Here is a 26,317-nt window from a genome sequence, read left to right on the forward strand (position 1 = left end):
GTCTTACAGTCAGAATTATCACATACAGGGTATATTTCAAATGAAAGGAAAGATTGAAAGCGATAAGGGATAATTAATGCTTACTTTTAAACATAAAAAAAAACACAATAATTAAAATGTGTTAAAAAACTTTTAGGTTTTTAGTTTGTTTTACTACTGACAAGCATCATCAGCATTTGTCTGAGATATTGAACTTGAAAAAGTTATGTTCCCCCAGCGAATACCCTGACAAAAGTTTGAGAACCTTGATGGAAATACAGTAACTTGAGGGAAATATAATTCATTATCGTTATTACTAATTATTGCTCCAAATTTCAATCTAGAGAATTTAGATACATCAGTAATATTAGTGTAACTGATATCAATTATACCTGCATTTTGTAAGCGTGAGATATCTAATTCTGTCGCTATCATTGCACCCATAATGTTTATATCTAGTGGTGAATTATAATAATTTTGAAGTCTACTTAAGTCGAATTTAGTTATGTTTTGCATACCTCGTAGTATTACTTGATCACCCAGAACATATCTTAAATTTGATAAATCTATATTAACTAAAAATGGAAAATCTACGACTATATCATTGAACACATATTGAATTAACGGGAGATTGAATTCAGGATTAGAAGCCCCTTCACCAATTCCTTCACCTTCGGGGGCTGGTGGTAAACCTTCACCGCCTTCACCACCACCTAATACATCAATATGAATAGAATCCAAGTAGTAACTTGGGAGACTATCATGACTAATTAACGATCTTATCGCAGAGCCATTGATTGAACAGCTACTAGAATTGTAAATTAGCCCTGTACCTGTTCCATTTTGTGCAGCAGCCAACCAATCATTTTCCCAATATTTACAAACCGAAAGGTTACTCCAGAGTGAAATAGTTTTAGTTAATCCTCCTTTAGCTAAAAAGGTAATAGTGTCATTATCAGTACAACCTAGAGAATTGAAATATTCCCACGTTCCTGATTTTTCATCACCCGTCAGTTTCACATCACAGCCTTCATCACTAATCAAAGTATCTGAATAGAACAGTTCTGAATTATTTACTCTATATGAACCATTCATACCGATTAATGATTCTTGTGATACCAGTAGTTGAGCAGCAGGTTCAGTTACTTCTATTTTGGGTATAGTAATAACCGCTACATATTCTGATTGGGCTGATATACTAAATAATGATGTTGCTAATAGTGTTACTTTTGTTATTGCTTTCATTTGTATAAATCCTTTTATGCTAAATTGTGAAAAATTCTTCCTAACTCATTATCTGAATAATGAAGTCTTTTGTATAAATCAAAATCAATTCTGTTGATGTAATTGTTCGTTTCTTCATATGTACCTACTTTGAGAATTATTCTATGGTTTCTTTCTAAAATAAGATGATAGATAACATCAGCAATTAAAACTTCCATTATGAATTCCTTACGACTTTTCGTTATATAACGACTGATTATTTTTGATTCTTTAATATCCGCCTTTGTTTTCCTTAATAACTCCATGATTTAATTCCTCAATAATTCATATAGTTATATGCTTTCACATATAACGTATTTGTAAAGAAGAAGAGGGTTTATTGTTATTGGAATAGGTAAATATTGCTTTATTTGAAGGTTTTTTATAAGAAGATTTTTTTAATCTTTTTGAAAAAATAATAAAGAATTTAATGAATTATTGGATACTCATGAGATATACGTTGGATATACATTGGATATACATTGGATATACATTGAATTTTACAAAATAAATTTTGTTACTCATTTTTTTCTTGCCTTATAAAGAGCAATAAACCAATAAAAAAATCGAGTGGAGGTTAAGCTTACTTGAAAAAATTTTGTTTTGTCAGTTGATGCAGTTTTGCTCTAGTTCATAAAGTTGTTATTGGTTAGCCTTCTTAAGTGACTCAATGTGTTTTGCTGTTGCCTCTATCATAAATTTACTAAATGTAAGGTGTGTATAACCATTATCTAAAAGATCTTTATGCTTTTCTTTAAGCCTATCAGGAACGTTTCTTACAAGTTTATTGGCTGTATTACTCATTTTACTTTTTTCCGTCAGAGAAGCACCTTTTGATGCTTGTTCTGCGATACGTTTTATGTTTTTTATAGCTGTCATAATATTTCCTGTTATAAGTTAATTAATACTTTAATTTCTGCAACTAAGGCTTTTATTTCTTTAGTTGATTTTTCGTGTTTATACTTTTTTAATTCTGTAACGGATGCACCTTTTTCCATAGCTTTTTCAAAATCTGAACGATGACGAATAATAGAATTTAATAATTTAAAATGCTCAAATTCTGTAGATATATATTCAAAGTCTTCAAAGTTAGTTGTTAAAGGATGAATACGATTTCTTAGAATATGAACATCAATTTGACGAGTTATGTTTGTTGATATTTCGGCAATGGCGCTATGAAATTCGAGAAGAGAACTATGTTCTAATGTACTGTTTTTGCAAGGAGCAATAATAAGATCTGCGGCAGCTAAAGCTATTCTAATAAGATTACTGTCATAACCACCACAATCAACAACAATACAATTATCTTCTGTTGATTTTTCTAGCACCTTTATCAATTCAGCTTTATTTGTTGGGTATTCAACATCTAGTTTTTCAAGCTCACTATGCACTCTAAAATTTTCTATACATTTAAGCTGGCCTCTTATGTCATTTTCAACTAATTTTGCTCTCAATAAATGAGCTATAGAAGCAGCCGTTGTTGTCTTACCTACGCCACCTTTTGCTGATCCACCTAATACAATAATCATATATTTATCCTTCTTCGTTATTTACTCACACTGTATAAATTAACAGGCCAATTGCTTTTTGCAAGTAAATGGATATCTTTTATATATTCAATGGATATACATCGGATATACATTCCTGCAATTTAAACAATTATTGATAGCTGTTATTTGTCTGATTTTGGGGATTTAGATGAGAGTAATTAGTTCAGAGGAAATTATTTCTAATAAATCAGATGAGATAGAGTTTTAAATTAAAATATTATCTCTAATCTCATCATCTAATATAATAACAGTAGGTTATTTTTTAATGAGTGCTGGAGTAAATGAATCTATGTCAAAGTTTTCCATATCGAGATTTAAATATATATTATGAAGAATATTGATGCTCTTATGGCCACTTATTTTCGATAAAATCAGCAGTGGAACACCTCTAGATGCCATATCGGATAAACCTTTTCGGCGAAGATCATGATATCTTATATCGCCTATACCTAGATCTTTTCTAACTCTTTGCCAGCCTGCTGTAACGCTTCTCGAATTGTATGGAAAAATCAAATCGCATTTTTCTGGATCAGTTGATCTTTTTTGTCTCGCAATAATATCAGGCGCATCATCAATTAACGGTATTACAGAATGTTTTCTACTTTTTTCATTAGGATCTGGATCTTTACGCTCACGAATTGTTAATGTTTTTTTATCGAAATCAAAATCATCCCATCGAACCCTAGTAATTTCACTGATTCGCATTGCAGTAAGAAGAGAAATATCAAGAATATCAAGATAAGGGATTATTGCGCTTGGGTGTTCCTGTCTTTCTTTTAAGCCTTTCCTCATTAGTTGTAACTGATCATCGGTTGGCTTTTTGTCTGTTCGAGGTACTGACTTACCAATAAGCCTAAATTTTTTCAGAAGAGGAGCCGCTTCTGTGTGGTAACTTAAATTAGCATTTATCTTGAATATTGATTTTGCACTTTGCATAACAGTATGCAAATAAGTAACATCATGAAAGACAGTTTGAGGTTTAGGTTTTGTAGATTCGTTTGTTCTAGATTTGCAATGAGTTATAATATCATCAGCACGAAGATTGCTCGCAAGAATTGAAGAAATTGGATAGTGTAGTAAAGATTTTAGAACATACACCTTTGTTCTACCAAGTGGCTCTACAGAGGCTCTTGTGTCGTTAGGGTCTTTAGGTTCATCTGGATCGTGAAGACGCAAGTAAAGGTCTATAAGTTCACCTACAGTAGCTTCTTTTAAATTATCTTCTTCACGGAACGTTCCTGCTTTCATTTTAGAGTAACGTAACTCAATTTCTTTTCGAGCTTTTTCGCCCCAACTATTAGCAAGTTTTCGGGTAAGAAAAGTTTCGCTTTTTTCTTCAATCTTTTTGCCATTTTGTGTGTGTCTAACTTTCACTCTAAATTTGGACTTTCCATCTTTAGATTTTCTCTGTTCGATGCTCATTGATGCCATTTTATTTCTCCTTAAACTGGGGTCTTATTGAATCACTCAAAAGCTTGGAGTCAAAAAAATCAAGTTTTTGGGGGCATTTTGGGGTCAAAGTATTCTCAAAATATAACATAATATGTAAAAACAAGCAAAAACAGAGATTAACCAATGAGCCAATATGAACAATAAAAACATAATAAACAGTAGCTTAGATAAAAAAACTATATCACACAAACTATCGGTCGCACCGATGCTCGATTGGACTGATCGCCATTGTCGTACTTTTCATCGCAAAATGACTAAACATACTGTGCTTTATACAGAAATGATAACCACAGGGGCTATTTTATTTGGTCGAGGCGACTACTTACATTTTAATAAACACGAAGGCCCAGTTGCACTGCAACTTGGTGGCTCTGATCCTAAAGCGCTTGCGCAATGTGCAAAACTGGCAGGTGAGCGTGGCTATGACGAAATAAATTTAAATGTAGGTTGCCCGTCAGACAGAGTTCAAAATGGTCGATTTGGCGCATGCTTAATGGCTGAGCCTCAATTAGTTGCTGAGTGTGTTGCAGCAATGAAAAACGAAGTAAGTATTCCTGTAACTGTTAAAACGCGTATTGGTATTGATGAGCAAGATTCGTATGAGTTTTTATGTGCGCTTATTGAAGCGTCTCATAAAGTAGGATGTGATGATTTTATTATTCATGCTCGTAAAGCATGGCTTAATGGTTTAAGCCCGAAAGAAAATCGTGAAGTCCCACCGCTTGATTACCCACGTGTTTATCAACTTAAAAAAGATTATCCGCAGCTAGACTTAAGCCTAAATGGCGGCGTTAAAACAATTGAGCAGAGCCTAGAACATCTACAACATATTGATGGTGTAATGATTGGGCGTGAAGCTTACAGTAACCCATTTATGCTCAATGACGTTGATGAGAAAATTTATGGTGATGCTGCAAACACACAATCACGCCACGACGTAGTGCGCTCAATGTACAGCTACATTGAAGAAGAAATGCGTTTGGGTGCTAATTTTTGGCATATTGCACGTCACATGCTCGGTATTTTTCAGGGGCAGCCTGGTGCACGAGGTTTTAGACGCCATCTTTCTGAAAGTGGTCATGGTAAGCAAGCTGATTTATCGGTAATGGATAAAGCATTAAGCTTTGTACCAGAATAAAGCTAAGCTTTAAAAGTTCTAAATTTAAGCCACTTTCGAGTGGCTTTTTTGATCCTAAATATTAGTCAAAAGCATGATTTATTGGCCAATTACACTCTATGCTGTTCAGCTGGAAGTCACTAAAAACTAGAGTGCTTGTTATTTATCACTATGATTTTAAATGCTTTATTTTTTTTTGATGAACTTGGCACAACTCTTGGAATCTTCTTGTTGAAATTAATTAAAAATCAACAGGAGAATACCATGGGAATATTTAACCGCGTAAACGATGTAATTCAATCAAACATTGTCGCTATGCTTGATAAAGCAGAAGACCCAGAAAAACTTTTAAACTTGATGCTTACCGAGATGCAAGATGCGTTGAATGAGTGCCGTAGTACAGCAGCCGCTTTATTGTGTGAAGAGAAAATAATTAATCGCCAAATTGATACTAAAAAAACAGAATTAACAGCCTGGCAAATTAAAGCAGAACGTGCGGTTGAGAAGGGCAGTGATGACCTTGCTAAGTCTGCCTTACTTGAAAAGCAACGCGTTAACGAAAGCATTGAAAATAAGCAAACTCAACTAGAAACACTGCAAGAGTCTATTGCAAAAATTAAGTCTGATTGTGAGCGCTTGCAGCAAAAAATGGCTATGGCTAAAACTAAGCAAGCTCAGTTAATGCAACGCCATAATGTTGCTATTGCTAGAGGGCGAATCAGTACGCAACTACAAAGCGATAAAGTAGCTCATGCGTTGTCTCGTTTTGAACAAATAGAGCAGCGTGTTGAAGGTATTGAAGCTCAAGTAGAGGCTTATGAGCTGACTGATACAGCAAGCTCTACCAGTGCCCAAATTGAGTCGTTAGTTAAAAATGAAAAAATTGATGCTGAACTGGCTCGCTTAAAGGCGAACTTAAATACTAATTTAAAACACACTGCTTAGGAGATTGCTATGAACAGCTTTAATCGTCAACGAGGTTGGTATAAAGATACTCTGAATAAAAAAATATCGGGTGTGTGTAGTGGTTTAGCCCATAGATTGGACTTTCCTGTATGGGCAACACGCGTAGTTACTATTTTATTATTTTTGAGTTTTCCGTTTGCAATTGCACTTGGTTATTTTATAGCGCATTGCTGCCTTGAAAATAAAGAGTATTAATACCAATAGGCATAAATATTTGAACAATTTAACGAATTAAATCACTCTATAACGTTGTTAAAAATTTTTATTTAGAACAACTAGATATAAAAATTTTTGCCTAGTTATAGCGCAATTTTCTTATCGTTAAATCGACCTCATATATAAGCCGGTTGGTATAAGGAGAATTACTATGAAAGCTTTGGCAGTATGTGTAATTATCTATTTATTACTGTTTACTGATTTAATAACGTTTGTGCAGATTGATTCTTGGCAGTTGCCGTTATGGATTGCTGATATTAGCTGGGCTGGGCTTGAGCTTGTAGGTGCTTTGGCCGCAATTGTTGCTGTAGTTGCTGTAGTGGCTTTAATTACTATGGGATTAGTTGGTGCGGGTGTAGTGGCATTAGCAGGGACTGTTTTAGCGCTTTTATTCGGATCTATAATGATTGCATGGCCGTTACTATTTGTTGCAGTGTTGTGCTGGCTTGTTGCCGATAACAAAAAAGTAGCCTCTTAATCCTTAATTTGACTGACTATTATAGGTTAACTATGTTAAATTTAGCCTGTAATTTAAAGTTTTCATAAGGATAAGAATGATGACGAAACTATGTTTTTCGATGGCTTCTGCATTAATATTTAGTTTTTTTTCGTCATCGTTGGCGGCGCACTCAGGGCACGATCATGGTTCTGATGTGGCTGTGCTCGAAGTAACTAACGCGCAAATTAGAGAGTTTTTACCTGGCAGTACTTCAACTGTAGGTTATTTAACGCTGATAAATCACAGTGGAGCCGCAGCAACTTTAACTAAGGCAACTATTGATGGCTTAGGGCGTGTTGAAATACACGAGCATTCACATGTAGACGGCATGATGAAAATGCAACAAGTTGAATCAGTTGAAATTAAAGCGCACGAAAGTGTCAGTTTTCAACCTGGGGGTTATCATTTAATGGTATTTGAACCACAAGAGCCATTAAAAGTAGGGCAAGAACGCAAACTCACGCTATATTTTAGTGACGGTAATCGCTTGTTCACTAATGCTCAAGTCGTGTCGCTTGAAGCGCAAGCTACGCAGTCAAAACCATCTACTCAACACGCTCATCACTAGGAGTACACATGTCGCAACACAAAGGAAAAATAGCAGGAATAGTTGTTTTACTGCTTATCATATTTTACGCAATTGCTGTTTATTGGAGCACTGAGCCTTCACGTTTTGATGTTGTTGCAAACGCCAAAGAGCAAGCGCAGCTTCGTAATGAAAAAATAGTTACGGGTTATGTAACGACTTCTACATTAATTACAGTAGCAAATACCTTACTAGATAAACCCGGTGGCTACTTATCAAATGATGTAATACCACCAAGTATTATTATGGATGATATGCCGGCGTGGGAATATGGCGCGCTAGAAATGGTGCGTGATTTGTCGCTTTCTATGCGAAAAGATTTTAGCCGTTCGCAATCACAGTCTACTGAGCATGAAGCACTTAAAAAGGCGCAGCCACAGTTTAATATAAGCTCTGAAGCATGGGCATGGCCAAGTGCTGAAGGTGAGTATCAAAAAGGTATTGATTATTTAATGGTATATCGTGGACAAATTGCTAACGAGCATGAGCGCGATAGCCAATTTTACGCACGAGCAGATAACTTACGTAGTTGGCTTAAAGAAGCTGAAAAACGTTTAGGTAGCTTAAGTCAGCGTTTAAGTGCCAGTGTAGGCCAAGAAAAAGTGAACACCGATTTAGCGGGTAATTCATCTAATAAACAAGCAACTCTTGCTCCACTGCAGCAGCAAGTAAGAACACCGTGGTTAGAAATCGACGACGTGTTTTACGAGTCGCGCGGTGCTACTTGGGCGTTACTGCATTTTTTACAAGCAATAGAGTATGACTTTAATGATGTACTTGAAAAGAAAAATGCACGTGTAAGCGTTCAACAAATCATACGTGAACTTGAGGCAACTCAAGAAACAGTCTGGAGCCCACTTATTTTAAACGGGAATGGTTTTGGCTATGTTGCTAACCACTCTTTAGTTATGGCAAATTATATTTCTAGAGCCAATGCGGCTTTAATCGAACTTAGCGAACTACTAGCTCAAGGATAAAAAATGAAAAAGTATTGTTTAGCAGCAGCCCTTTCAATGGCATGTTTAGCACCAGCAGCGCAAGCTGACACTCTACTAGGTTTATACGTAGGTGTTGATGGATGGAAGTCAGATAACGATGGCCAATTTTCTTACAAAAATAATGCATCTCAAGATTTTAATTTTGAAGATGAGACTTTTGTAAGTTATTACGCGGCGCTTGAGCACCCAGTGCCGTTAGTACCAAATATCAAATTAAAGTATACAGAGCTTGAGTTAAATGGTTCTGCGCTGCTTACAGATACATTTAGCTTTAATGGTTCTGATTATGTTGTTGGTTCTACTGTAAATACGGTAAGTGATTTAACGCATATTGATTATATTTTTTATTATGAAATTTTTGATAATGACTTAATTTCAATAGACCTAGGTTTAAATGCTAAACAGTTTGACGGTGATATTGTTGTAAGCGGCACTACCCAAAATGGTGGTACTAACTTTACCGAAACCAAAGACTTCTCTGGTTTTGTTCCTCTTGCATACGGCCGTGCCGAAGCTGGCTTACCATTTACTGGTTTAAGTGTATTTTTTGAAGGTAGCTTTTTGGCTATTGACGATAGTAAAGTACAAGATTACCAAGTAGGCGTAGCGTGGGAACTTATTGATAACCTAGCAGTAGATGTTGCTGTTAAAGCCGGTTACCGCTCTATGGTATTAGAACTTGATGATGTAGATGATATTACTACTGATATTGATGCATCTGGCCCATTTGCGGGTATTCAGGTTCATTTTTAATTAGTATTTTCTAATTAAATGAAGCGTGGCATATTATTTTATTGCGTGCCACGCTAAATCAAACTCTCCCTCTAGCGCATTATTAATCAACTGCTTATAGACCTTATTGACAGGGAAATTAATGAGTTTAGATAGCTCATCACCTGTTTGAGTAAATTTGTAATAGCTTAATACCAAATCACTACTCTTTGCTTTTAACGTTACTTTTTGCGATAAAAATGAAAGGGTAAGTTCTTGCCCCGCTTTAAGCACTGCAGATTCAATTTCTTTTCTATACAGTAAATTAAGATCCATGAGCGTTAAAATATCAGGAAAGCTAATACCCGTTTTTCCTAAATTTAAAGATACTTTATTGCCTTTTCGTAGCAAATCAAACAACGATGGTTTTTTGTAAAAGCCGAGTAATATAAAGTGGCTGTCGTCTTTTTCGTTATAGCCTGAGAGCGACACACATTTTTGCAAAGAGTCTGCTTCTCGCTGTGTCATATGCTTTAAAGTTTGTAGGCTTTTAATTGAAAACGTACCAGGGTTAAGTGTTTCTCCTGTTAAAATTTTTGCCCATAAAATTTGCATTGATTCATTAGAAGTATCTTCACACAGAGCTATAAAATGCTCTACCCAATCAACATCGGGCTGTTTACTACTTGCTACATCAGGGCAAAACCCCATAGCCATTGCTAAAATTGATTCTATATTTTGTTGTTGTTTAATAAGTAATAAATCTTGGCGCTTTTGAGCGCGAGCTAAAACAGAGTTTTCACTGTTGATATGATAAAGCGGCTTAATTTTGCCCTTAATATCGTAACTTTGCTCGTTAGTAGGTAGTACACCGTTACTACCTACTTTTGTTATAGGGTAACCAAGCAAGGACTCGATGATGTTGGCAAGATTAATTCTCGCCTGTGCTGTTTTGACTGTCATGACTGTGCATTATCCTTTGTGGATCACTAAGCTGTGCAACAGTTTGAAGGTTATTTAAACCCAGTGAAACTGTATTACTGAGTACGTACTCGCTCAAAATTGCAGTGTAACCAGATATTAAAGGAGCAGTTGTTTGACCTTTAATATTACATATTAACGTAACTATACCGTTTTGCTCGCTAAGGTTAAAAGTGCCTCTAATAATATGTTCAGCATTTAAAAGTATGTTGAAGCTGACTTTATTTTGGCTTACCGAAGTTATGATCATTTCACCATACCCCCATTTTCCTTTCCAAGACTGATGAGCCCCTAGGCCAGAACTGGGTTCGCCCAAAGTAAAACGTATGCTGGGGTCTACTTTTTCCCATGGAGACCATTTTTGCCATTGGCTAAAGTCGGTGATAAGCGGCTTTATTACTTTAAGATTGGCATTAATTTCGATTGTTTTATTTACACTATAACTTTGAGGCAGTATTAGCCCTACCAGTGCCAATACTAATAGTAATAACAGTACGCATTTGATTAATATTTTTAATGGTTTAATAAGCACACCTTTTATTAGTTTTTCAAGTTGAAATACAACAACTTTTTATTAATCGACTATAGTATGAATTAGATTATAAACCAAAAATAATTTATTGATTGCTACTTAGGAGAGCGAATGTCGTCAGATCAAAACGATTTTTTATTTTTTGAACAAGATTTTGAAGACGATGCTGTTGTTGAGCAGACTAAGTTTTGGGATATTTTAATTGTTGATGACGAACCTGAGATTCATTCTGTAACAAAATTAGCTTTGTCTGGCGTTGAGTTTTTAGGGGCTGGCTTGCGATTTCACGATGCTTATTCGGGTGCAGAAGCAATAGAAGTGCTAGCTAAAAATAAAAATATTTCGGTTATTTTTTTAGACGTTGTTATGGAAACTGACGATGCCGGTTTGCAGGTTGTAAAAAGGGTGCGTGACGAATTAAATAATCAGCATGTAAGAATTATTTTAAGAACAGGGCAAGCAGGTATTACACCAGAAGAAAAAGTAATACGAGAATACGACATAAATGACTATAAAACGAAAACAGAGCTGACTCGTTCTAAGTTAGTAACTTCGCTTATAACCGCTATTCGCTCATACGAGCAGGTATGTCAGCTTGAATATCAAAGTGATGCAATGAACACGATTGTTTCAGCATCAAAGTCTATTTTAGGACTTACTGATGTTAAGCAATTATGCAAAGAAATCATCAAGCACATGAGTATTATTTTAAAATGTTCACCTAGAGGGCTTGTTTGCAGTAAGTTAGATGGCGATGATTTTATTCAGGTCTTAGGTGGTTGCGGGCATTACGAAAGCTATTTTGGTAAAAAATTAATTAATGTTGATAGCAAAGTATTTGAACAAGTTGAGTCGTGTTTTGGTTTGTCAAAGCACCAACACATAGACTCAAGTTCAACATTTATATTAAAAAGTAAGCATCGAAAAGCGGCTTTATATATAGAGTGCGACCACATTCCCTTACAAGCACAGCTACAATTTGCTGAAATTTTCTTAACTAATGTAAGTGTAGCACTTGATAACATAAGGTTATTTGTAAAGTTAAGAGATGCTGCTTATAAAGATGTGCTTACTGGTATTTCAAATCGTACTAACTTTATTGAGCGTGTGGTGAGTTATCAAAAGCCACACGTGAACGATCATGTATTTGTATTACTTGATGTAGTTAATTTTGCAGATATTAATAACGGCTTAGGGCAAGAGGTCGGCAATAAAGTATTAATTGGCATTGTGCAAAGGTTAAGAGAAAATTACCCAACAGCTAAATTACTATCACGTATTGGCGCTGATGTTTTTGGTTTTATTATTCGCCAAGACGAATTTGACTTAAAAAAGTTGAATGAGCAATTAGGTATTTCATTTTACGCAGAAGAACATTTACTCCCTATCGATTTTAGAGTGGGCTTATGCCAACAACAAGACTTTCAAAGTAGCGGTATTGATACACTGAAAGTTGCTTATATTGCACTTGACCAAGCTAAAAAAGCAAAGCATAAAGAAGGCGTTTATTACAATATTGATATGCAAGATAAGATGGCTTGGCGGATAGGGATCATTAGGCAGTTACGTCATGACTTTGCTCGAAATAAATTAGAGGTATGGTACCAACCTCAACTTTCACTAGATGACTTATCACTAATTGGATGTGAGGCATTATTACGCTGGCCGGCAGGTGATGGCGTGTATATATCACCGGCTGTGTTTGTGCCACTTGCAGAGGATGCGGGCTTAATTGTTGATATAGGGCAGTGGGTATTAGAACAAGCTTGCCAACAGCAAAAGCGCCTAGAAAATATGGGCACAGAAATTTGTATTGCAGTTAATGTGTCTGTCCCACAGTTTAAAGTAAAAGGTTATGCGCAAACTGTTAAAAATACATTGTTAAAATATGGTGTTAAGCCAAAAAACATAGAATTAGAAATCACCGAGAGCGTAGTAATGGATGAGCTGGAAACGGTTATTAGTACGCTAAGTGAGCTAAAAGAACTCGGAATGGAAGTTGCTATTGATGACTTTGGTACTGGTTTTTCGTCGCTGAGTTACATTCAAAGTTTACCTTTGGATCGGTTGAAAATAGATCGTGTATTTATTAAAGATTTACCAAATGACGACACTGGCGCTATTGCTGCCTTAGTTATATCACTTGGTGCTAAATTGGGCTTAAAAACGATTGCTGAAGGGGTCGAAACACAAGAGCAAGCCCAGTTCTTAAAAGATTTAGGATGCGATGAAGTACAAGGTTTTATGTATGCTAAACCCATGCCTGAAAATGAATTAATAGAATTTATAAATAAACGCTAAAAAGATTAACTTATTATTATTTAAGTTAGGGCGTGTTGAACTTTTGTGATTAATTTTGCAGCAGATTGTTTGGTATTTAGGCAAGGCAGAGCCTATGTAGTGTGGTTGTTCCCCATAAATAGGCGATAACGCAGCATAAATGCCAAACATGCGCTGCCCTTTGGGTTCTTTCTAGGGACGATTAACTCTTTGTTGCTCGGTTTTTACTTAGCCCGCTAGGTTACAAACCTCGCGCCGCGATTAAATCGCCCCTAGATTGAACAAATTTCAATCCACAAAGATCAACACGCCCTAATGAACGATTTAGAATTTAAGGCGCGATATGCTTTGACTACTTTGTATATATAAACAATTTAGTAGGGTATAATTCGCGCCTTTTGTTATTCTACGGCCACAATTATGAGCACACTCAAAGCTAAGCGCGCCTTATTTTCATACCCTAAATACTGGGCTGAATGTTATGGCACCGCGCCATTTTTACCAACTACACGTGAAGAAATGGATGCACTTGGCTGGGATAGCTGCGACATAATAATAATTAGTGGCGACGCGTACGTCGATCATCCTAGTTTTGGTATGGCGGTAATTGGCCGTGTACTTGAAGCGCAAGGCTTTAGAGTGGGGATTATTGCCCAGCCAGCATGGGACTCTAAAGATGCATTTATGGAACTAGGCAGACCGAATTTATTTTTTGGTGTAACAGCTGGCAACATGGATTCGATGATCAATCGCTATACAGCTGAAAAGCGTATGCGCCACGATGATGCTTACACGCCAGATAACGTAGGTGGTAAACGTCCAGATCGCGCCGTAATGATTTACTCGCAAAAATGCCGTGAAGCATACAAAGGTATCCCAATTGTTATTGGTGGTATTGAAGCGAGTCTTCGTCGTATAGCTCATTACGACTATTGGCAAGAAAAAGTACGTCGTAGTATTTTGTTTGATGCAAAAGCTGATATTTTAATTTACGGTAACGCAGAGCGTCCGTTAGTTGAAGTTGCACACCGTATTGCCGCAGGCGAAACAATGGATACTATTCAAGATATTCGCGGCACGGCTGTTATCAGAAAAGAACCTTTACCAGGTTGGCGTGGAAGTGACTCCACCGCTATAGATAAAATTGGTAAAATTGATCCAATTCCAAATCCATACGGTGCTGATGATGTTGGCTGTAGTAAATCTGAATTTAAACAAGCGGGTATAGACTTAAAGGCAGAAGCTGCAAAACCAATTATGGTTCAGCCTGCGCGACCTAAACCGTGGGAAAAAACCTATGTTAAGTTACCTGCTTATGAGCAAGTAAGTGTTAACAAACCTTTATACGCCCACGCTTCGCGTATTCTACATCAAGAAACAAATCCTGGTTGTGCAAGAGCACTGTTTCAGCGACACGGCGATCGTTCTATTTGGGTAAACCCGCCAGCATACCCATTAGAAACACATGAGATGGATGCTGTGTTTGGTTTACCGTATCAGCGTATTCCTCATCCAAGTTACGGCGACTCTAAAATTCCTGCTTACGACATGATAAAAACGTCAGTTAATATTATGCGCGGTTGCTTTGGTGGGTGTTCGTTTTGCTCAATTACGGAGCATGAAGGGCGTATTATTCAAAGCCGTTCGCAAGAATCAATTATTGAAGAAATTGAACAGATTAGAGATAAAGTACCCGGTTTTACTGGTGTTATTTCTGATTTAGGTGGTCCAACTGCAAATATGTATAAACTGCGTTGTACGAGCAAAAAGGCAGAAAGCACCTGTAGACGTTTATCATGTGTGTATCCTGAAATTTGTAAGCATATGGATACAGATCATACGCCAACAATAGACTTATATAAAAAAGCACGTGAAGTTAAGGGTATCAAAAAGGTATTGATTGCTTCTGGAGTTCGTTACGACTTAGCTGTACGCGACCCGCGTTACGTTAAAGAATTAGTAACGCATCATGTAGGTGGCTACTTAAAAATAGCCCCAGAGCATACAGAGGATGGTCCATTATCAAAAATGATGAAACCAGGTATGGGGGCGTACGATCAATTTAAAGAATTATTTGATAAGTACTCTAAAGAAGCCGGTAAAAAGCAGTATTTAATTCCTTACTTTATATCTGCTCACCCAGGGACAAAAGATGAAGACATGGTAAACATGGCTTTATGGCTTAAATCAAACGACTTTAAGCTTGATCAGGTACAAAATTTTTACCCATCACCGATGGCTAATGCGACGACTATTTACCACACAGAAATGAACTCTTTACGTAATATAAAAAACAATACAGAAGTTGTTCCAGTACCTAAAGGTGCTCGCCAACGTAGATTACATAAAGCTATTTTACGTTACCATGATGCAGCAGGTTGGCCGATGATACGTGAAGCACTGCGTAAAATGGGTAAAGCTAATTTAATTGGTAAAGGGCCTAACTGTTTAGTGCCTGAAGAAGGGCGTGATGAAAAAGCAGGTAAAGGTGGCAGTAAAGGCGGACGTCCTGCACTAACGCGACATACCGGTTTTAGCCAATTTAAAAAGGCAAACACTAAACCAAAAGTAGGCGGTAATCGTCAAAGTACACGTTAGTGATTCAATCTATTAATAACTAGGGCGTGTTGATCTTTGGTGGGTGAATTTGCAGCAGTATGTTTGGTTTTTAGGCAAGGCGGAGCCTATGTAGTGTGGTTATTCCCCATGAATAGGCGATAACGCAGCATAAATACCAAACATGCGCTGCCCTTTGGGTTCTTTCTAGGGACGATTAACTCTTTGTTGCTCGGTTTTTACTTAGCCCACTAGGTTACAAACCTCGCGCCGCGATTTAATCGCCCCTAGATTGAACAAATTTCAATCCACAAAGATCAACACGCCCTAGTAGATTAGTTTAATTACGCTAAGGGTTTTTAAACCCTTTTCATGCGTAAATTAAGTAAACCTTGCTCTTTATTGGCTATATTATTGTAGGTAATAAAGAGCGAGCTTTTAGAAACCCCTCTTGAGATAGCACGTATTTAGTGCCTATATACTTGCAGTTAGTTTTTTCTTAAAACGTTGATGATAACCACAAACGTAATTTTAGTGACCATAACGGCTGAATGCCTGTTAGCCCTTGCGTCATTTTATTATCTTTTAAGATTATATAAGATGGCGTGACTTGCCCTTGCCAATCGGCAAATATCTCACCGTGTTGATCGTTGACAGTGGTAAAACTGTAGCCATGATCATTTAGATACTCATGTAGTTTTTGATCCGAGCCTGATTTTATTGCGATACTCACGACAGGGTAGTTATTCTCGTTTGCGAGTTCGTTTATGGCAGGGGAGGTAATACTACAAATAGGGCACCAAGTTCCCCAAAAATAGACAAGTGTTGGTTTATCTTGGCTCATTGCTGACAAATCAATGTTTTGCCCTTTATAATCTATTAATTGTAATTGAGGATTTGCTGGCATAACAGGTTGTCGCCACCAATTGACAGCGTTATAAATTACGAAAAATATGAAACCATATATCAACACACTTTTTAATATTGATAGGCCTTTTTGTTTTGGCGTTTTTTTAGGTGTGTCTTTTTTATTTTTGGTACCCGTTGTCATAGTTGCAGCTTTACCCTAAGTGTTTTTTACTTTAGTTATTTGCAAAAGTTTCTAACTTAAACCAGCAACCAAGTAGCAGTACCTAAAAAGGCGAATATACCCACAATATCTGTCACCGTGGTTAGCACCACACTCCCTGCAAGTGCTGGGTCTATATTCATTCTTTTAAGAATAATAGGGATACTCGCACCAGCAACACCTGCCACCACTAAGTTCATAAACATAGCGAAGGCGAGTACGCCACCAAGCATAAAGTCCCACTGCCATAGGGCAATAACACCTGCTATTAACAACGACCACAAAACACCGTTTAACGCGCCAATAGCAAGCTCTTTCATCATCAAGAAACGTTGGTTTGTTTGATTTATATGACCTACCGCAATACCACGAATAACAAGCGTTAATGATTGGCTACCTGCAACACCGCCCATAGAAGGGACAATACCGTTAAGTACAGCTAAAATAGGTAAAACATCTAAAGTGCCTTCAAAAAAGCTAGCTACAAAAGCAGCTGCAAGTGCAGTTAGTAAGTTGACACCTAACCAAACTGAGCGTTTTTTAGAGCTTTTTAGTACTGGCGCAAAGGTATCTTCTTCATCATCAAGGCCGGCTAAGCCCAATAAACTATGCTCAGCATCTTCGCGGATTACGTCAACGATGTCATCGATAGTGACACGGCCAAGGAGCTGATCGTTATCATCGACTACGGGGGCCGATATCCAATTATGACGTTCAAATAATTGCGCGACTTCACTTTCATCCATTGAGATTGGAATGGATTCACAATCTTCATCCATTAAATCGCGAACAATCTTTTCTGGCGGGTTAGTTAATAATGTACTCAGCGATAAAGCGCCTATAAAGCAGTTATGCTTATCAACAACGTACAAGTCATCGGTACCTTCTGGTAACTCGCCACGTAGCCTAATATACCTAAGTACAACATCAAGCGTAACGTCAGGGCGAATGGTCACCGTATCGGTGTTCATTAGCGCGCCAGCAGAACGCTCTTGATACGAAAGTGCTTGTGTTGCACGTTCACGGTCTTGAATGTCCATCGCGCTAACAACGTCTTTATAAACGGTGTCCGGCAGACTACGTAATACTTCACCTAAGTCATCGTGGCCCATATCTTCTGTTGCGGCTGCAATGTGCTTAGGTTCCATTTGGGCAATAATGCCTAAACGAACATCTTCTGATAGTTCTTCAAGAACATCGCCTTGCACATCAGGATCAACCAACTGCCAAAGGAGTCGGCGAATTTTATGCGGTGATGATTCTAATAATAATGCGGTATCACAAGGAGCTGTTTTTGCGAGCATGCGCCTAACTTGAACAAATTGACCACTATTGAGTGACTTAGTCACCTGTTTTAGTTGCTGTAGTGGGTAATCTTGTTCAAAAGCTTCAGGCATTGGCGTCCTTTATAAATTTTTATATTATTTTATGGGGAGAGGTGAGTTAACTGGCGTCACTAACCGTATTTATTTTATATATCTGTTTTAGTTGGGGCATTAGTAATGCGAGCATTATTTTTATAACTGTTTATTCTTGTTCATTAAAACGTTGTGCTATTAATTCTCCAACAGCATGTAAAGCTTGCTCAGAATCGGGGCCTTTGCATACAACTTTTACTTCTTTGCCTTGGCTACTTTCAAGTAACATTAGTGCAAGTACGCTATCGCCTGCGGCTTCTTTGTCATCTTGAAATAATGTAATTGTCGCATCAAACTGCACTGCCAATTGGGCAAGCACGGTGGCTGCTCTGGCGTGCAATCCTAATTTGTTTTTTATTAAAAAAGTGTCTTCACAATGCATAACTTACTCTACTTAAGCTGAACAGGTGATTATTCAGCTATATTATTTTTCTTGTTCGCGATGGCGAATTTTCACATTGGGATGTGTCATTGCAAAACTTTCACCGATAGTTTGCGCTAAATATACAGAGCGGTGTTGCCCGCCTGTACACCCAATGGCAATGGTTAAATAACTGCGGTTATTTCGCTCTAAGTGCGGTAACCACGTTTGTACAAATGTTTGAATTTGCCATGTGAATTTTTGCACTATGCTGTGATTGGCCAAATAATCTTTAACAGGTTGATCTAACCCATTTAAAGGTTTTAATTCAGGTTCCCAATGTGGATTGGGTAAAAAGCGTGCATCAAATACGTAATCTGCTTCTTTTGGTATACCGTATTTAAAACCAAACGATTCAAACGTGACAATCAGTTGCTTATCTTTTTTACCTAAAATCTTTTCACGAATAGATTCAGCAAGTTGATGAACGCTTAAATCAGTTGTATCTATCATAAAGTCGGCGCGGGTGATTAATACATCAAGTAATTCTTTTTCTTTTTTGATGGCTAAATCAAGAGGCAACGAGTCAATTGATAGTGGGTGTAATCTACGAGTTTCAGAAAAACGTTTGATCAATGTTTGATCGTCGCTATCTAAATAAAATAACGTAGGTTTTGCAAAGCCAGGCAAGTATTCAAGAATATCGTTAAATTCATCTTGTTGTTTAGGGATGTTACGCACATCAATGCTAACAGCAATTTTATCATAGCTATCAGACACACTGCGAACTAATGAAGGAAGCAAGTTAACTGGAATATTATCTACGCAATAATAACCTAAATCTTCTACAACGCGTAAAGCAACCGACTTTCCAGAACCAGAACGGCCGCTTATGATAATTAACTCCATTTAACACCCTTTATAAAACTATGATTGATTGACAATAACTTGGTAAAGCTCAGTATCTGATTTTGCACTGCGTAACTGTTTACAAAAATCTTTGTTGTTTAGTTTATCAGCAATGGTTGCTAGAGTCTTTAAGTGCTGCTGGTTATCGCCATCTGGTACGATGAGTGCGACGAAAATATCAACAGGGCGATTATCGATCGCATCAAAATTTATTGGAGTTTCGCTAACGAGTACTAAAGCCAAAGGCTCTTCTGCACCGCTCATTCTTCCATGAGGAATGGCAATGCCACGCCCTATACCTGTACTACCCAATTTTTCTCTGCTCATTAAAGCATTAAGAATATCTTGTTGCGGTAAATACGGAAGTTTGTCGTGAGCAAGTTCGCTAATGAACTCTAAAATTCTTTTTTTGCTATTAAAAAGGACCGCAGCTTTGCTGCAGTCCTGGCATATAAGTGAGCTTAATTTCATCATATTAGTGTCGAGCAAGCTTCTCTTTGTGTTTAATTACTTGTCGATCGAGCTTGTCGATCAACGAGTCAATGGCGGCATACATATCTTGATGTTCTGTAGAGGCAAATAGCTCAGCACCGCTTACGTGTATGGTGGCTTCTGCTTTTTGATTTAATTTTTCTACATCGAGAATGACATGAACATTATTAATATGATCAGAGTGTCTTTCTAGCTTCGCAAATTTGGTATTAATATAGTCTCTTAGTGAATCGGTTAATTCTACGTGACGACCAGTTAAGTTTAGTTGCATAAGCATTACCCTCTTTTTTTTGCGTCTTAAATCAAACTTTTACGCTGATTTGACGGTGGAATAGCCAGAGATTCGCGGTATTTTGCGATTGTACGTCTCGCTACTTTAATTCCTTGCTCAGCCAATATATCCGCTATTTTGCTATCACTCAATGGTTTTGCTGAGTTTTCTGCTGCGATTAATTTTCGGATAAGCGCACGGATTGCTGTAGATGAACATTCACCACCGTTTTCGGTGCTTACATGGCTTGAGAAAAAATATTTAAGCTCAAATATACCACGGGGTGTGTGCATATACTTTTGGGTTGTTACGCGCGAAATTGTTGATTCGTGCATTTCTACCATTTCAGCAACATCATTTAAAACCATTGGTTTCATGGCTTCAGGACCGTGTTCAAAAAAGCCTTGTTGTTGCTTAACAATACAATTTGTCACTTTTAATAGCGTGTCGTTTCTACTTTCTAAGCTTTTAATAAACCATTTAGCTTCTTGTAAATGCGAGCGAATAAACTGGCTGTCACCACTGGATTTTACAGTGCGAGACATTGCCGCGTATTGGCTATTAACACGAATTTTAGGCATGCTGTCTGGGTTTAACTCAACAACCCAGCGGCCTTTAATTTTTTTAACTGACACATCAGGAATAACATACTCAGATTCTTCTCTTACAATAGTATCTGCAGGTTTAGGGCTAAGAGTATGTATTAATGTCATTACTTCCTTAAGCTCTTCTTCTTTGAGCTTAGTTTTCTTCATTAATGTACGATAGTCACGAGCAGCTAATAAATCAATATGCTCGGTTAAAATCATTTTTGTTTCATTAATGTAAGGTGTTTCTTTATCAAACTGGTTAAGCTGAATACACAAACACTCTTGTAAACTACGTGCAGCAATACCAACAGGATCAAACAGTTGGATGCGTTTTAATACAGCTTCAATTTCATCAAGTTCGACTTCGTTATCATCTTCGTTTTCTTGATTAAAGCTTTCTAAAATCTCTTCGCAGCTTAGTGTTAAAATACCTGAATCATCGACGGCTTCTACAATAGCAATAGCAATAGCTTCGTCTGTAGGGCTAAATGGCGTTAGTTGTAACTGCCACATTAAATACTCATGGAGCGTTTCAGTAGAGGCGCCTTGGTATATTGATTCGTCTTCAGGCATCGGACCCGATGATGCTGCTGGGGCGGCACTCATGTACTCATCCCAACTAACATCCATAGCCATGTCGTCACTTAGCGTGTCTTTTGCAAGTGCTTCACCACTATCTTGTTCGTATTCGCTTGGAGCATCATCGGCAGATGCGCTAACAGTTATGTCATCTGTATCTGCTTTTTGCTCGTTTTTACCTGCAGCGTCTTCTGAATAGTCTGCTTCTTCAACCTCTAATAGCGGGTTGCTGTCGAGAGCTTCTTGTATTTCTTGCTGGAGATCCAATGTACTGAGTTGCAACAAACGAATAGCTTGTTGCAGCTGTGGAGTCATTGTAAGTTGCTGGCCCATGCGCAGCTGTAGTGATTGCCTCATGTATCTCTAACAATCCTTTTATGTTGTTATAATTAATACTAGCAGATGCTTAAAGACATGGCGTAAATGTTACAGCCTAAATTGCTCGCCTAAGTAAACATCGCGTACTGTTTTATCATTTAATACGTGTTCTGGAGTACCTGATGCAATCAGCTCCCCATGAGAAACAATGTAGGCTTTTTCACAAACATCAAGGGTTTCTCTTACGTTATGATCGGTAATTAATACACCAATCCCACGATTTTTAAGATGTTCTATTATTTTCTTTATGTCTAATACCGAAATCGGGTCAACACCTGCAAATGGTTCATCCAGTAATATAAATTTAGGATCTGCTGCCAGCGCACGTGCTATTTCAACACGACGACGTTCGCCACCCGACAATGCCATACCTTGGCTATCACGAATGTGTTGTATGCTAAATTCATCTAATAATTTATCGAGAGTGTCTTCTCTAGCTTGTTTATTTAACTCTTTGCGCGTTTCTAAAATGGCCATTAAGTTTTGATAAACAGTCAGCTTTCTGAATATTGAAGACTCTTGCGGTAAGTAGCCAATGCCTAATCTAGCACGACTATGCATAGGTAAAAGAGTAATATCGTTATCGTCTATCGATATTTTACCTTTGTCGCTAGGTACAAGTCCTACTATCATATAAAACGTGGTAGTTTTACCTGCGCCGTTAGGGCCAAGTAAGCCAACAATACTGCCAGCTTTGACTTCAAGGCCGACGTTTTTTACAACTTCACGGCCTTTATAGCTCTTTGCTAATAGCTCTGCTTTTAATGTGCTCATGGTTGACCTTTGTCGCTTTTTTTACTTTTTTTAGTCTCGATTGGTACTAAAATTGTGTGAACGCGGTCAGTTGAGTTTTCATCTTTTTCGGCACTGATTAGCTGCTGCTCTATATCGTAGGTAATGCTTTTAGCATTTATTTTTTGTCCCGCTTGCGATACTTGTGCATTACCAACAAGCGTTAAAAAACGCTTAGATACATCATAACGTACTTCGTCAGCACTGGCGCTCATAGTCGTGCCATCTGATTGCTTTTCTTCAAAGTGCGCAGGGCTACCTGTAGCAATTAATAATTGTTTATTATCGCCAAGTTCATCGCGTTTATGTACTTCTAAGCGGTCGGCTGTGATACGGCGGTTACCGTGAATAATTTCAACGTTTTTCTCAAAAATCCCGACATTAGCTTTTAATTGACCTTCTTGCTTATCGGCGCTTATTGAAATTTGATTTGCAGCCGGTTGCGTGTTTTGCTCTGCAGCACTACTATTAAACGCTAGTATAAGTGTAGGAATAATAAGTGATTTTAATATTTTATTGGTCATAATATATGGTTCGCGTATGGTTAATTAGTTTTATCACTTCGGTTTTTAAGTCGGCTTCTAGGCCTTTACCAGTGATTTTTAAATTGGGTCCAGTGATGATAACGGGTTGCTCCGAACGCATTGTTAATAGCTTTATATCTACCTGAATATTATCAGCATTGATTTTGTCTATCATGGCGTTATCGGTTAAGTTTTTGGCAACCACATTGCCTTCTAAAATTAATTGTTTGTCTTCGTATAATGTTGCTTCGTCTGCATTTATTTGCCACGTTTGCTTTTCGTTATATAAAGTAAAAATAGGTTTTTCAAAAAACGTAAAACCTAATTGTTGATATAGCTCCATTTTAGCCGCAGTGACTTTGTGGCTAATTTTACCTTGTTCGTCATAGGCTGTTTGTTTGAGTTCTATGGCTATGTAATCAGGCTTGGCAATAACTTCAGGCTCAGTCTGAGGCACAATATTTGTTTGTGTAAAATAAGGGTACCAAAGCCAAACCATACAGCTAATGAATAAAACGCTTAATATTATGCGCGCTGCATTCATGAACTAGTGCCTTGTGTAGTCAATGCTTTACCATTTTCAAGCATAAGTAAGTCGGTGAGCTCTCTTACTGCACCAAAGCCGCCAGGCATTTGCGTTACATAGTGTGATAAACGTTTAATAAGTGGATGGGCATCATTTACTGCAACAGCAAAGCCGACTAATTCCATAACGGGCATGTCAGGACCATCATCACCGATATAAGCAATTTGTTCATCGCTAAGGTTGAGTTTGTCTTTTAGCTCTTGATAGGCAATGAGCTTATTTTCTTGGCCTTGATAAATATGCTGTACGGTTAAGCTGCTCATACGTTGTTGCACTATTTGTGAATGACGACCAGTAATTACAGCCACTTCAAAGCCACTGTTTATAAGCGCTTTAATGCCAAAACCATCTTTTGTATTAAATGCTTTTAGCTCTTCACCTTGATTACCAAGGTAAATACGGCCATCAGAAAATACACCATCAATATCGCATATAAGTAGTTTTACTTTTTTAGCGCGTGCTTTTGCATCATCGCTCAGCGGTTGATAGAGTTCTTCAAATTGCATTTATAATACTCCTGCTTTTAATAGGTCTTGCATGTTTAATGCGCCAATAGGTTGGTTTTTCTCATTGACGACGATTAAGCCATTTATACGTTTGTGTTCCATAATATTAAGCGCTTCAGCAGCCAAAATATCTTGCGTAGCCGTAGTGCATGACTTAGTCATAACAACATCTATTTGTGTTGTATGAATATCAATTCTTTGCTCTAAAATACGACGCAAATCGCCATCGGTAAATAATCCCACGAGCTGCTGATTTTCATCAACAATGGCTGTCATACCTAAACCTTTAGCAGACATTTCAATGAGGGCGTCTTTAACTGTTTGTGAAACGCTAATAATAGGTGTATTTGCGCCGCTGTGCATAACATCTTTTAAAGTAAGTAATAAACGCTTGCCTAAACTACCACCTGGGTGAGATAGCGCGAAGTCATCAGCTGTAAACCCGCGAGCTTCTAATAATGCAACTGCCATGGCATCGCCCATCGCAAGCGTTGCAGTGGTACTTGATGTAGGAGCTAGACCCAATGAACAGGCTTCTTTTTCTACTTTAATGCACACATGCACATTAGCAAGGGTCGCCATGGTTGATTGCGTATTGCCAGTCATCGATATCATTTTGGCACCAAGTCGTTTTAAAACAGGAATGATATTTAAAACTTCGCTGGTCTCACCTGAATTAGAAATAAGCATAACCACGTCATTTTTAGTGATCATACCTAAATCACCATGACTTGCTTCACCAGGGTGAACAAAAAATGCTGGACTGCCAGTGCTTGCAAGGGTTGCTGCTATTTTATTGCCAATATGACCTGATTTACCCATACCAATGACAATAATACGGCCTTCACAGTCGTACATTAATTGGCATGCGTTATGAAAATTCTCATCTACATATTGTGCAATATCACTAAGTGCTTGGCGCTCAACATCTAAAACGCGAAGGCCTTGTTCAATAAAATTTAGCGTTGCCATTATTTACCCTACTTGACTAAAAATATACCCTTGGTAACCCAAAAACGCTATTAGCAATAAGCCGCCTTCTACTCTATTGATACGTTGGGTGCCTCTAAAGTTCAATGACATAATAATTAGGGCAAGTGTTGCACCAATCATAATTAATACGTCTCGACTTACTAATGACGGGTCAATTGCAGAAGGGTTGATAATACCAGCCAGTGGTAATACAGCTAGAATATTAAATATGTTTGAGCCAACAATATTACCTAGTGCTAAATCGTCTTCATTTTTAAGTACACCCGCAATAGAAGCGGCAAGTTCTGGCAAGCTAGTACCAATGGCAATAATTGTTAAACCAATGACTAGGTCGCTTAAGCCAAAGTATTTAGCAATATCGACAGCTGAACCTATTAAAAAATGAGAACTAACAGGTAGGAGTATCATGCCGACTACTAACCAAAATACGGCCTTTTTTGTAGGTACATTGCTAGGTACGTCGTCGCAGGCTTCTGAGACAAATGGGTCATCTTGGTTTTTTGCACGCATAGATACAATAATTAACCCACCGATGAATACGATAAAGCCAACTAAAAGCGCAACACCTTCATTAAATGAAAAGTAGTTATCTGAAAACACATACCAAGTAACTAAAGATACGAGCATCACCAATGGCATTTCGCGTTTTAACGTACTAGATGAAACTGAAAGAGGGCGAAATAAAGCCGTGATACCTAACACAAGTAAAATATTTGTAATATTAGAGCCAACAGCATTACCAACGGCTGTGTCTGTTTTGTTAGCCAGTGCAGCAGATGCCGAAACCATCATTTCGGGTGCTGAAGAACCCATTGCTACAACGGTCAAACCAACAATAAGTGTAGGCACTCCAAAGTTTTTAGCAAGAGCCGCAGCGCCATAAACAAACCTGTCTGCACTCCAAACAAGAGCTGCAAAACCAAGAATTAAAATAACAAACGAGGTAACCATTGTGTTAAGCCAGTTATACAAAATACAGATGGCGCGAATAGTAACAAAAGCCAAGATGAAAGTATAAATAAAAGAGTAAGGTCAACTAGGTGGCAACATTGCTTTAAAACAGCTAATTTAAAAATTTAAGCCGGGGTTAAGCTGTTTTGAGCGAGTCTTATAATCCTTTTTATGGGTGTATTACAAAATCTTACGAATTGTTTTTTCCATCT

General features: G+C 37.6%; 29 protein-coding genes. 9 read left to right on the forward strand and 20 right to left on the reverse strand.

The annotated features are described in order from the left end of the window. Nucleotides 1-153: 153 nt before the first annotated feature. The 5 genes from I6F48_RS00440 to I6F48_RS00460 form a co-directional block, all read right to left on the reverse strand. Nucleotides 154-1,224, reverse strand: coding sequence for a hypothetical protein (locus tag I6F48_RS00440; protein ID WP_197118595.1), 1,071 nt, complete (start codon nt 1,222-1,224; stop codon nt 154-156). Between the two features lie 14 nt (nt 1,225-1,238). Continuing rightward, a complete protein-coding gene (locus tag I6F48_RS00445) occupies nt 1,239-1,508 on the reverse strand; it encodes a hypothetical protein (RefSeq protein ID WP_197118596.1) in 270 nt (89 codons plus the stop codon). A 376-nt stretch (nt 1,509-1,884) separates the two neighbouring features. After that, nucleotides 1,885-2,121, reverse strand: a complete 237-nt coding sequence (locus tag I6F48_RS00450; RefSeq protein WP_197118597.1) for a hypothetical protein — start codon at nt 2,119-2,121, stop codon at nt 1,885-1,887. A gap of 11 nt (nt 2,122-2,132) precedes the next feature. Continuing rightward, a complete protein-coding gene (locus tag I6F48_RS00455; protein ID WP_197118598.1) occupies nt 2,133-2,771 on the reverse strand; it encodes a ParA family protein in 639 nt (212 codons plus the stop codon). Nucleotides 2,772-3,047: 276 nt separating this feature from the next. Further along, the gene (locus I6F48_RS00460; protein ID WP_197118599.1) at nt 3,048-4,223 is read right to left on the reverse strand and encodes an integrase; all 1,176 of its coding nucleotides are present in this window, start codon (nt 4,221-4,223) and stop codon (nt 3,048-3,050) included. A 154-nt stretch (nt 4,224-4,377) separates the two neighbouring features. Between I6F48_RS00460 and dusA the strand changes: the two genes are divergently transcribed. From dusA to I6F48_RS00495, 7 genes are all read left to right on the forward strand, one after another. Then, a complete protein-coding gene (gene dusA, locus I6F48_RS00465) occupies nt 4,378-5,382 on the forward strand; it encodes a tRNA dihydrouridine(20/20a) synthase DusA (RefSeq protein WP_197118600.1) in 1,005 nt (334 codons plus the stop codon). Nucleotides 5,383-5,625: 243 nt separating this feature from the next. Further along, nucleotides 5,626-6,306: a PspA/IM30 family protein gene (locus I6F48_RS00470; protein ID WP_197118601.1), complete on the forward strand. Its 681-nt coding sequence runs from the start codon at nt 5,626-5,628 to the stop codon at nt 6,304-6,306. A 9-nt stretch (nt 6,307-6,315) separates the two neighbouring features. Next, nucleotides 6,316-6,522, forward strand: a complete 207-nt coding sequence (locus I6F48_RS00475; RefSeq protein WP_008172691.1) for a PspC domain-containing protein — start codon at nt 6,316-6,318, stop codon at nt 6,520-6,522. A 172-nt stretch (nt 6,523-6,694) separates the two neighbouring features. Beyond that, nucleotides 6,695-7,021: a hypothetical protein gene (locus I6F48_RS00480; RefSeq protein WP_010554260.1), complete on the forward strand. Its 327-nt coding sequence runs from the start codon at nt 6,695-6,697 to the stop codon at nt 7,019-7,021. Nucleotides 7,022-7,100: 79 nt separating this feature from the next. Next, nucleotides 7,101-7,610, forward strand: a complete 510-nt coding sequence (locus I6F48_RS00485; protein WP_024590184.1) for a copper chaperone PCu(A)C — start codon at nt 7,101-7,103, stop codon at nt 7,608-7,610. A gap of 8 nt (nt 7,611-7,618) precedes the next feature. Then, nucleotides 7,619-8,605 carry a DUF2333 family protein gene (locus I6F48_RS00490; RefSeq protein ID WP_010554262.1) on the forward strand — a complete coding sequence of 329 codons (987 nt, stop codon included), beginning with the start codon at nt 7,619-7,621 and terminating at the stop codon, nt 8,603-8,605. A gap of 3 nt (nt 8,606-8,608) precedes the next feature. After that, nucleotides 8,609-9,379 carry a TIGR04219 family outer membrane beta-barrel protein gene (locus tag I6F48_RS00495; RefSeq protein WP_007580285.1) on the forward strand — a complete coding sequence of 257 codons (771 nt, stop codon included), beginning with the start codon at nt 8,609-8,611 and terminating at the stop codon, nt 9,377-9,379. 33 nt (nt 9,380-9,412) lie between these two features. Here the strand turns inward: I6F48_RS00495 and I6F48_RS00500 are convergent, their stop codons facing one another. Both I6F48_RS00500 and I6F48_RS00505 read right to left on the reverse strand, forming a co-directional pair. Then, nucleotides 9,413-10,300 (reverse strand): TIGR03899 family protein, encoded by an 888-nt coding sequence (locus I6F48_RS00500; protein WP_197118602.1) that lies wholly within the window; start codon nt 10,298-10,300, stop codon nt 9,413-9,415. Then, nucleotides 10,269-10,850 carry an SRPBCC family protein gene (locus I6F48_RS00505; RefSeq protein ID WP_007580289.1) on the reverse strand — a complete coding sequence of 194 codons (582 nt, stop codon included), beginning with the start codon at nt 10,848-10,850 and terminating at the stop codon, nt 10,269-10,271. Before I6F48_RS00505 ends, I6F48_RS00500 begins: the two co-directional genes overlap by 32 nt. 111 nt (nt 10,851-10,961) lie before the next feature. On the opposite strand from I6F48_RS00505, the gene I6F48_RS00510 reads away from it, so the two are divergent. Next, the gene (locus I6F48_RS00510; RefSeq protein WP_197118603.1) at nt 10,962-13,151 is read left to right on the forward strand and encodes a bifunctional diguanylate cyclase/phosphodiesterase; all 2,190 of its coding nucleotides are present in this window, start codon (nt 10,962-10,964) and stop codon (nt 13,149-13,151) included. A 399-nt stretch (nt 13,152-13,550) separates the two neighbouring features. Continuing rightward, the gene (locus I6F48_RS00515) at nt 13,551-15,728 is read left to right on the forward strand and encodes a YgiQ family radical SAM protein (RefSeq protein WP_007580292.1); all 2,178 of its coding nucleotides are present in this window, start codon (nt 13,551-13,553) and stop codon (nt 15,726-15,728) included. 457 nt (nt 15,729-16,185) lie between these two features. Here the strand turns inward: I6F48_RS00515 and I6F48_RS00520 are convergent, their stop codons facing one another. From I6F48_RS00520 to I6F48_RS00580, 13 genes are all read right to left on the reverse strand, one after another. Continuing rightward, complete coding sequence (locus tag I6F48_RS00520) at nt 16,186-16,737, reverse strand: protein disulfide oxidoreductase (RefSeq protein ID WP_165721143.1); 552 nt, start codon at nt 16,735-16,737, stop codon at nt 16,186-16,188. 56 nt (nt 16,738-16,793) lie between these two features. Continuing rightward, entirely contained in the window at nt 16,794-18,152 is a 1,359-nt protein-coding gene (mgtE, locus tag I6F48_RS00525; protein ID WP_010554268.1) for a magnesium transporter, read from the reverse strand. 130 nt (nt 18,153-18,282) lie between these two features. Next, nucleotides 18,283-18,555 (reverse strand): HPr family phosphocarrier protein, encoded by a 273-nt coding sequence (locus I6F48_RS00530; RefSeq protein WP_002957937.1) that lies wholly within the window; start codon nt 18,553-18,555, stop codon nt 18,283-18,285. A 42-nt stretch (nt 18,556-18,597) separates the two neighbouring features. Continuing rightward, on the reverse strand, nt 18,598-19,443 hold the full coding sequence (rapZ, locus tag I6F48_RS00535; RefSeq protein WP_010554269.1) for an RNase adapter RapZ: 846 nt from the start codon (nt 19,441-19,443) through the stop codon (nt 18,598-18,600). Nucleotides 19,444-19,461: 18 nt separating this feature from the next. After that, the gene (gene ptsN, locus I6F48_RS00540; protein ID WP_024590190.1) at nt 19,462-19,914 is read right to left on the reverse strand and encodes a PTS IIA-like nitrogen regulatory protein PtsN; all 453 of its coding nucleotides are present in this window, start codon (nt 19,912-19,914) and stop codon (nt 19,462-19,464) included. A 4-nt stretch (nt 19,915-19,918) separates the two neighbouring features. Next, a complete protein-coding gene (hpf, locus tag I6F48_RS00545; RefSeq protein ID WP_007580301.1) occupies nt 19,919-20,206 on the reverse strand; it encodes a ribosome hibernation promoting factor in 288 nt (95 codons plus the stop codon). A gap of 26 nt (nt 20,207-20,232) precedes the next feature. Then, nucleotides 20,233-21,732: an RNA polymerase factor sigma-54 gene (locus I6F48_RS00550; RefSeq protein ID WP_007580303.1), complete on the reverse strand. Its 1,500-nt coding sequence runs from the start codon at nt 21,730-21,732 to the stop codon at nt 20,233-20,235. Between the two features lie 69 nt (nt 21,733-21,801). After that, nucleotides 21,802-22,527: an LPS export ABC transporter ATP-binding protein gene (gene lptB / locus I6F48_RS00555; protein ID WP_007580304.1), complete on the reverse strand. Its 726-nt coding sequence runs from the start codon at nt 22,525-22,527 to the stop codon at nt 21,802-21,804. Further along, nucleotides 22,524-23,069 (reverse strand): lipopolysaccharide transport periplasmic protein LptA, encoded by a 546-nt coding sequence (gene lptA, locus I6F48_RS00560; protein ID WP_024590191.1) that lies wholly within the window; start codon nt 23,067-23,069, stop codon nt 22,524-22,526. Before lptA ends, lptB begins: the two co-directional genes overlap by 4 nt. Next, entirely contained in the window at nt 23,059-23,613 is a 555-nt protein-coding gene (gene lptC, locus I6F48_RS00565) for an LPS export ABC transporter periplasmic protein LptC (RefSeq protein ID WP_007580308.1), read from the reverse strand. The genes lptA and lptC overlap by 11 nt, the downstream gene beginning before the upstream one ends. Then, nucleotides 23,610-24,161, reverse strand: a complete 552-nt coding sequence (kdsC, locus tag I6F48_RS00570; RefSeq protein WP_007580311.1) for a 3-deoxy-manno-octulosonate-8-phosphatase KdsC — start codon at nt 24,159-24,161, stop codon at nt 23,610-23,612. Before kdsC ends, lptC begins: the two co-directional genes overlap by 4 nt. Further along, a complete protein-coding gene (locus I6F48_RS00575; RefSeq protein WP_024607452.1) occupies nt 24,162-25,133 on the reverse strand; it encodes a KpsF/GutQ family sugar-phosphate isomerase in 972 nt (323 codons plus the stop codon). It lies immediately after the preceding gene. Nucleotides 25,134-25,136: 3 nt separating this feature from the next. Further along, the gene (locus I6F48_RS00580; RefSeq protein WP_166419373.1) at nt 25,137-26,105 is read right to left on the reverse strand and encodes a calcium/sodium antiporter; all 969 of its coding nucleotides are present in this window, start codon (nt 26,103-26,105) and stop codon (nt 25,137-25,139) included. Nucleotides 26,106-26,317: the final 212 nt, after the last annotated feature.

The sequence above is a fragment of the Pseudoalteromonas sp. SWYJ118 genome (assembly GCF_015864505.1).
Lineage (GTDB): Bacteria > Pseudomonadota > Gammaproteobacteria > Enterobacterales > Alteromonadaceae > Pseudoalteromonas > Pseudoalteromonas arctica.

Bases quoted from the DNA above. Each gene is read 5' to 3' on its own strand.
- I6F48_RS00440 (WP_197118595.1), bottom strand. From the start codon at position 1,224: ATGAAAGCAATAACAAAAGTAACACTATTAGCAACATCATTATTTAGT.
- I6F48_RS00445 (WP_197118596.1), bottom strand. From the start codon at position 1,508: ATGGAGTTATTAAGGAAAACAAAGGCGGATATTAAAGAATCAAAAATA.
- I6F48_RS00450 (WP_197118597.1), bottom strand. From the start codon at position 2,121: ATGACAGCTATAAAAAACATAAAACGTATCGCAGAACAAGCATCAAAA.
- I6F48_RS00455 (WP_197118598.1), bottom strand. From the start codon at position 2,771: ATGATTATTGTATTAGGTGGATCAGCAAAAGGTGGCGTAGGTAAGACA.
- I6F48_RS00460 (WP_197118599.1), bottom strand. From the start codon at position 4,223: ATGGCATCAATGAGCATCGAACAGAGAAAATCTAAAGATGGAAAGTCC.
- dusA (WP_197118600.1), top strand. From the start codon at position 4,378: ATGAACAATAAAAACATAATAAACAGTAGCTTAGATAAAAAAACTATA.
- I6F48_RS00470 (WP_197118601.1), top strand. From the start codon at position 5,626: ATGGGAATATTTAACCGCGTAAACGATGTAATTCAATCAAACATTGTC.
- I6F48_RS00475 (WP_008172691.1), top strand. From the start codon at position 6,316: ATGAACAGCTTTAATCGTCAACGAGGTTGGTATAAAGATACTCTGAAT.
- I6F48_RS00480 (WP_010554260.1), top strand. From the start codon at position 6,695: ATGAAAGCTTTGGCAGTATGTGTAATTATCTATTTATTACTGTTTACT.
- I6F48_RS00485 (WP_024590184.1), top strand. From the start codon at position 7,101: ATGACGAAACTATGTTTTTCGATGGCTTCTGCATTAATATTTAGTTTT.
- I6F48_RS00490 (WP_010554262.1), top strand. From the start codon at position 7,619: ATGTCGCAACACAAAGGAAAAATAGCAGGAATAGTTGTTTTACTGCTT.
- I6F48_RS00495 (WP_007580285.1), top strand. From the start codon at position 8,609: ATGAAAAAGTATTGTTTAGCAGCAGCCCTTTCAATGGCATGTTTAGCA.
- I6F48_RS00500 (WP_197118602.1), bottom strand. From the start codon at position 10,300: ATGACAGTCAAAACAGCACAGGCGAGAATTAATCTTGCCAACATCATC.
- I6F48_RS00510 (WP_197118603.1), top strand. From the start codon at position 10,962: ATGTCGTCAGATCAAAACGATTTTTTATTTTTTGAACAAGATTTTGAA.
- I6F48_RS00515 (WP_007580292.1), top strand. From the start codon at position 13,551: ATGAGCACACTCAAAGCTAAGCGCGCCTTATTTTCATACCCTAAATAC.
- I6F48_RS00520 (WP_165721143.1), bottom strand. From the start codon at position 16,737: ATGACAACGGGTACCAAAAATAAAAAAGACACACCTAAAAAAACGCCA.
- mgtE (WP_010554268.1), bottom strand. From the start codon at position 18,152: ATGCCTGAAGCTTTTGAACAAGATTACCCACTACAGCAACTAAAACAG.
- I6F48_RS00530 (WP_002957937.1), bottom strand. From the start codon at position 18,555: ATGCATTGTGAAGACACTTTTTTAATAAAAAACAAATTAGGATTGCAC.
- rapZ (WP_010554269.1), bottom strand. From the start codon at position 19,443: ATGGAGTTAATTATCATAAGCGGCCGTTCTGGTTCTGGAAAGTCGGTT.
- ptsN (WP_024590190.1), bottom strand. From the start codon at position 19,914: ATGAAATTAAGCTCACTTATATGCCAGGACTGCAGCAAAGCTGCGGTC.
- hpf (WP_007580301.1), bottom strand. From the start codon at position 20,206: ATGCAACTAAACTTAACTGGTCGTCACGTAGAATTAACCGATTCACTA.
- I6F48_RS00550 (WP_007580303.1), bottom strand. From the start codon at position 21,732: ATGAGGCAATCACTACAGCTGCGCATGGGCCAGCAACTTACAATGACT.
- lptB (WP_007580304.1), bottom strand. From the start codon at position 22,527: ATGAGCACATTAAAAGCAGAGCTATTAGCAAAGAGCTATAAAGGCCGT.
- lptA (WP_024590191.1), bottom strand. From the start codon at position 23,069: ATGACCAATAAAATATTAAAATCACTTATTATTCCTACACTTATACTA.
- lptC (WP_007580308.1), bottom strand. From the start codon at position 23,613: ATGAATGCAGCGCGCATAATATTAAGCGTTTTATTCATTAGCTGTATG.
- kdsC (WP_007580311.1), bottom strand. From the start codon at position 24,161: ATGCAATTTGAAGAACTCTATCAACCGCTGAGCGATGATGCAAAAGCA.
- I6F48_RS00575 (WP_024607452.1), bottom strand. From the start codon at position 25,133: ATGGCAACGCTAAATTTTATTGAACAAGGCCTTCGCGTTTTAGATGTT.
- I6F48_RS00580 (WP_166419373.1), bottom strand. From the start codon at position 26,105: ATGGTTACCTCGTTTGTTATTTTAATTCTTGGTTTTGCAGCTCTTGTT.